Below are 3416 nucleotides of genomic sequence, written 5' to 3'. Positions count from 1 at the left end.
GGGACGCTGGCTTTTGACCGCTCGGATGCCGTGACGTTTGGCGGCAATATCACCGGCGAAGGCAAACTTATTCAAAACGGTAAAGGGACGCTGGCGCTTACCGGCACGAATACGCATTCGGGTGGCACGACAGTGACGCAGGGTGTCCTCCAGCTAGGTGATGGCGGCACCCAGGGCAGTATTTCCGGTGATGTGGTCACAGGCAGTAAAGGGACGCTGGCTTTTGACCGCGCAAATGCTGTGACATTTGGCGGCAATATCACCGGCGAAGGCAAACTTATTCAAAACGGTAAAGGGACGCTGGCGCTTACCGGCACGAATGCTCATTCGGGCGGCACAACAGTGACGCAGGGTGTCCTCCAGCTAGGTGACGGTGGCACCCAGGGCAGTATTTCCGGTGATGTGGTCACAGGCAGTAAAGGGGTGCTGGCTTTTGACCGCGCAGATGCGGTGACATTTGGCGGCAATATCACTGGCGAGGGCAAACTTATTCAAAAGGGTAAAGGGACGCTGGCGCTTACCGGCACGAATATCCATTCTGGTGGTACGGTAATTCGTCATGGCATTTTGCAAATCGGTGATGGACATAACAGCGGAACCCTTACTGGATTGGTCGAAAGTGGGGAAGGTACGAAACTGGTTTTCAACCGTGCTGATCAAATGGCATTTTCCGGTTCCCTAAAAGGGCAAGGGCAAATGGTGCAGGCTGGTAACGGTATAACCCTTCTGACCGGCATTAACAACTATACAGGCTCGACGGAAGTACAGAAAGGGACGCTTCGCCAAGGATCAGAAGGGGCTTTCAGTGCAGATTCGTCTTATACAATCGGGCAGCATGGTAAGCTTGATATGGGCGGATTTAATACGACTATTTCCGCTTTGAATAACAGTGGCACAGTCTTGGCAGGCGGAGATGACAAAGCCGTAGGGCGTACATTGGTGATCACAGGTAACTATAGCGGCAATAACGGTACAGTGAGTTTATCGACCGTGTTGGAAGGCGATAACTCAAAGACTGACAGACTGGTGGTGAACGGCAGCACATCCGGGACAACTCATCTCATGATCAAAAATGTCGGCGGCGCGGGTGCGCCGACGAAGGAAGGCATCAAGGTTGTTGAGGTGAAAGGCACATCGGACGGTACTTTCAGTTTGGTTGGTGATTATAGCTATAAGGGAGAGCCAGCCGTTGTGGTTGGTGCCTATGCTTACCGGCTTCATAAGAATGGTATTGATAATTTGGATGGAAATTGGTACCTACGCTCGTCGCTGACCAGTCCAAAACCCAACCCAGATCCTCTACCAAAGCCACAACAACTCTATCATGCTGGCGTTAGCGTTTACGAGGCTTATGGACGAGTTTTACAGACCCTGAATATGCCAGAGTCTTTGCATGGACGAGTTGGCGGGCGTGAGGACAAACTGCGGGGTGTGAATAGTTTCAGGACCACTGCTGACGAGGGTAGCACAGACGATAGAATAAACCCATCATTGTCCAATGGCACATGGGGACGGATGACAGCTTCTTACGGCAGATTATCTCCCCGTATCACCACATCTGGAGCTGGCGATATTACCTATAACATGGCTCGTGCTCAAATCGGCATAGACGGCCGCTTTTATGAAAATGACCACGGCTCAGTGGTTGGTGGTGGTTTCCTGCAATATTCGAATATTAATGCAAACGTGGGCTCCGTGCACGGTGAAGGTAAAATCCGTGCGAATGGTTACACGATAGGTGCGACAGGTACATGGTACGGCAATAATGGGTTTTATCTGGATGGTTTGACTCAGCTTACCTACTTTGAAAATGATCTGGATTCAAAGACGGCCAGTCGGCAACTGGGGAATAATAAGTCCGCTCTGGGCTATGCGTTGAGTCTGGAAGCAGGGCAACGGTTTGACTTGACCCCAAAATGGTCGCTGACTCCGCAAGTACAGCTTGTGCATTCAGCCATCAGCATGAATGACTTCCATGACACATTTGGAGCCAAAATCCGCTTTGATCAAAGCAGGAATATGAAATTGCGTATGGGTGCGACGATAGACTACAGCCAAAAGTGGCACGATGATCAGGGCAAGGCTGAAAAAGCCGCTAATCTTTACGGCCTGTTCAATCTTCGCCAAGAGCTGCTGGGGCGTAATGACGCGGTTGATGTTGCAAATGTTGCCTTCCACGGGGGGAATGACCGCACATGGGGTGAAACAGGAATCGGGGGTTCCTACAGTTGGAAGGATAACCAGTCTGTCGTCTATGGTCAGACTTCTGTCAACACCAGCCTGAATAATTTTGACAGCTATGAACTGAGTGCAAAAATTGGGCTAAGGGTGACGTGGTAATATAGAAATATGCATAAAAATGAAACCGTGGAAAATTATTCCACGGTAATCACTATCAGATAGGCATAGGTGGGACGGGAACTATAGGCGAGACTGGCAGCCAGCTTGCCAGAGAAATGAAAAAGTTAGAGAATTGAGTTGGACCACTATAATCATTAAAGGCAACATTATAGACTGTTCCATAAGTTGGACTTTCCGGATTAGGTGTTATTATGTTTTCAGCCCATGTATTATCAAGACGGGGGCTTTGTGGGCAATCTACTGTACATATTAGATCTCCAGGTACTCCATCATAAGCAAATGAACTAGCAATTCCATAGTCAGGATTCTGTTCATTCCAAGTGAAAAAAGGCCTTCCAGTAGAACTCTCTTTTAACTGTACGAAATAATAATATTGAGATACTCTTTGAAAGAAAATTGACACACGTGTACCATTACCTACCGCTGGAAATAAAAGTGTCTGCGTTGCCATAGTTAAAACTCTCCCATAGTATGATTTATGTTACCAACAAGATTATTAATTGTCACCTGTATAATACAATGCCCAAATTTTTGACCTTTTAGATTTATTTTAAACTCTCCATATTCGTTTGTAGTCATTGAGTATCTAGTCTCAGGATTTGAACCAATTTCAGGAACATCAATGATATTAACGGGTTGAATGAGTTTATACTGGAAATCAGTATTTCTAATTAATTCATTCTTTTGTTTATCGTAAACCTGAATTGTTAGAATTTCATATTCATAACCGACTGGTTCATATCCAGTTATCATTAGAATAGCTTCAAGAGATGTCTGCGGAGAAGCAGATTCCTTAATTGAGACAGGGGTGCTACCAGATTTAGTCTCCATATATAATAAATCAGTAATAGTGTAGAAAATATTATAACTTCCGAGAGGGATCTTAGAAAAAGGAATAGTTATCTGGTATGTTAAATCATCGATATTTTCACCTGTGATGAAATATGGTTCTGAAAATATATCTGAAGTCAAATAAACAATGATTTTATATCCAACACGAAATTTTTTATGTCTATTTACTATAACCACTAGTATATTTTGATCTAGTTCTGATT

Annotated in this window: 2 protein-coding genes and 1 pseudogene; 1 reads left to right on the top strand and 2 read right to left on the bottom strand. The window is 45.5% G+C overall.

Annotated elements, in window-relative coordinates; translation table 11 throughout:
• A partial coding sequence (locus tag IQ211_RS18425) for an autotransporter family protein (protein ID WP_228011617.1) occupies positions 1 to 2340 on the top strand: 2340 nt, incomplete at its 5' end.
• Positions 2341 to 2395: 55 nt separating this feature from the next.
• Here IQ211_RS18425 and IQ211_RS18420 read toward each other — a convergent pair.
• Both IQ211_RS18420 and IQ211_RS18415 read right to left on the bottom strand, forming a co-directional pair.
• On the bottom strand, positions 2396 to 2812 hold the full coding sequence (locus IQ211_RS18420) for a hypothetical protein (protein WP_189760741.1): 417 nt from the start codon (positions 2810 to 2812) through the stop codon (positions 2396 to 2398).
• A 2-nt stretch (positions 2813 to 2814) separates the two neighbouring features.
• Positions 2815 to 3416 (bottom strand): annotated as a pseudogene (locus tag IQ211_RS18415) (hypothetical protein); the annotation flags it as partial.

Origin of the sequence: Xenorhabdus griffiniae (assembly GCF_015163655.1) — a bacterium.
In the GTDB taxonomy this organism is placed as follows: domain Bacteria; phylum Pseudomonadota; class Gammaproteobacteria; order Enterobacterales; family Enterobacteriaceae; genus Xenorhabdus; species Xenorhabdus griffiniae.
This window is presented reverse-complemented; position numbering and strand designations above follow the sequence as displayed.

What these genes read in the sequence shown, in the direction of transcription:
- IQ211_RS18420 (WP_189760741.1), bottom strand. Translation starts at nt 2,812, where the DNA reads ATGGCAACGCAGACACTTTTATTTCCAGCGGTAGGTAATGGTACACGT.